Origin of the sequence: Lentibacillus kapialis, assembly GCF_014646635.1 — a bacterium.
GTDB lineage: Bacteria > Bacillota > Bacilli > Bacillales > Amphibacillaceae > Lentibacillus > Lentibacillus kapialis.
In genome coordinates this window covers 1-1,177 of the sequence record NZ_BMNQ01000122.1, presented here as the reverse complement: position 1 = coordinate 1,177, position 1,177 = coordinate 1, and the positions used below count along the sequence as shown (strand labels likewise).

9 tRNA genes and 1 rRNA gene are annotated in these 1,177 nt (G+C 51.8%); all 10 read left to right on the top strand.

Annotation, left to right across the window (positions count from 1 at the left end):
* Positions 1-10: 10 nt before the first annotated feature.
* Positions 11-126: ribosomal RNA gene (gene rrf / locus IEW67_RS17895) — 5S ribosomal RNA — on the top strand.
* A gap of 14 nt (positions 127-140) precedes the next feature.
* Positions 141-216, top strand: a tRNA-Val gene (locus IEW67_RS17890).
* Between the two features lie 31 nt (positions 217-247).
* Positions 248-323: transfer RNA gene (locus IEW67_RS17885), tRNA-Thr, on the top strand.
* Between the two features lie 32 nt (positions 324-355).
* Positions 356-428, top strand: a tRNA-Lys gene (locus tag IEW67_RS17880).
* Between the two features lie 10 nt (positions 429-438).
* Positions 439-523: transfer RNA gene (locus IEW67_RS17875), tRNA-Leu, on the top strand.
* Positions 524-547: 24 nt separating this feature from the next.
* Positions 548-622 (top strand) — tRNA-Gly (locus tag IEW67_RS17870).
* 24 nt (positions 623-646) lie between these two features.
* Positions 647-736: transfer RNA gene (locus IEW67_RS17865), tRNA-Leu, on the top strand.
* Between the two features lie 3 nt (positions 737-739).
* A tRNA-Arg gene (locus IEW67_RS17860) sits at positions 740-816 on the top strand.
* Positions 817-822: 6 nt separating this feature from the next.
* Positions 823-899: transfer RNA gene (locus tag IEW67_RS17855), tRNA-Pro, on the top strand.
* Positions 900-903: 4 nt separating this feature from the next.
* Positions 904-979: transfer RNA gene (locus tag IEW67_RS17850), tRNA-Ala, on the top strand.
* Positions 980-1,177 lie beyond the last annotated feature (198 nt).

The window sequence follows — 1,177 nt, the reverse complement described above, 5'->3', positions numbered from 1 at the left end:
CATGCACAGGTCTGGCAGCAACAGCGGAGAGGACACACCTGTTCCCATGCCGAACACAGAAGTTAAGCTCTCCAGCGCCGATGGTAGTTGGGGTTTAACCCCTGCAAGAGTAGGACGCCGCCAGGCGTTACATGTGTGCGGGAGGATTAGCTCAGCCGGGAGAGCACCTGCCTTACAAGCAGGGGGTCGCAGGTTCGATCCCTGCATCCTCCACCATTTATGTTCAGTGAATTAATTGTTCAAATTTGCCGGTCTAGCTCAATTGGCAGAGCAACTGACTTGTAATCAGTAGGTTGGGGGTTCAATTCCTCTGGCCGGCACCATTTTAATACTTAAAATAAAACGATAGTAACATGAGCCATTAGCTCAGCTGGCAGAGCATCTGACTTTTAATCAGAGGGTCGGAGGTTCGAATCCTCCATGGCTCACTGTTTCCCTGCGGGTGTGGCGGAATTGGCAGACGCGCTAGATTTAGGATCTAGTGTCTTGCGACGTGGGGGTTCAAGTCCCTCCACCCGCACCACTTTAAAGGTTTCAAAGTTCTGTTGCGGAAGTAGTTCAGTGGTAGAACACCACCTTGCCAAGGTGGGGGTCGCGGGTTCGAATCCCGTCTTCCGCTCCATTTATTTAATGCCATTCCTGACTAGCCGGGGTGGCGGAATTGGCAGACGCACAGGACTTAAAATCCTGCGGTAGGTCTCCTACCGTGCCGGTTCGAGTCCGGCCCTCGGCACCAGTAGCGCCCGTAGCTCAATTGGATAGAGCGTCTGACTACGGATCAGAAGGTTAGGGGTTCGACTCCTCTCGGGCGCGCCATAATAACGGGAAGTAGCTCAGCTTGGCAGAGCACATGGTTTGGGACCATGGGGTCGCAGGTTCAAATCCTGTCTTCCCGACCATTTCGGGGCCTTAGCTCAGCTGGGAGAGCGCCTGCTTTGCACGCAGGAGGTCAGCGGTTCGACCCCGCTAGGCTCCACCATAATATGTGTTATTTGCTCCTTGAAAACTGAACGAAACAACCAGTATGACAAAGATGTCAGAGGTAAGCGGTCATTCGTCGGAACGTTTGTTTTGACGAAAGGGCCATCAACCCCTGAATAGATTTTTTGGCAAGAAAGCCATGTAAGAGATTGATCGGTGTCAATCTTGTTTCAAACTTTTTTATTGGAGAGTTTGA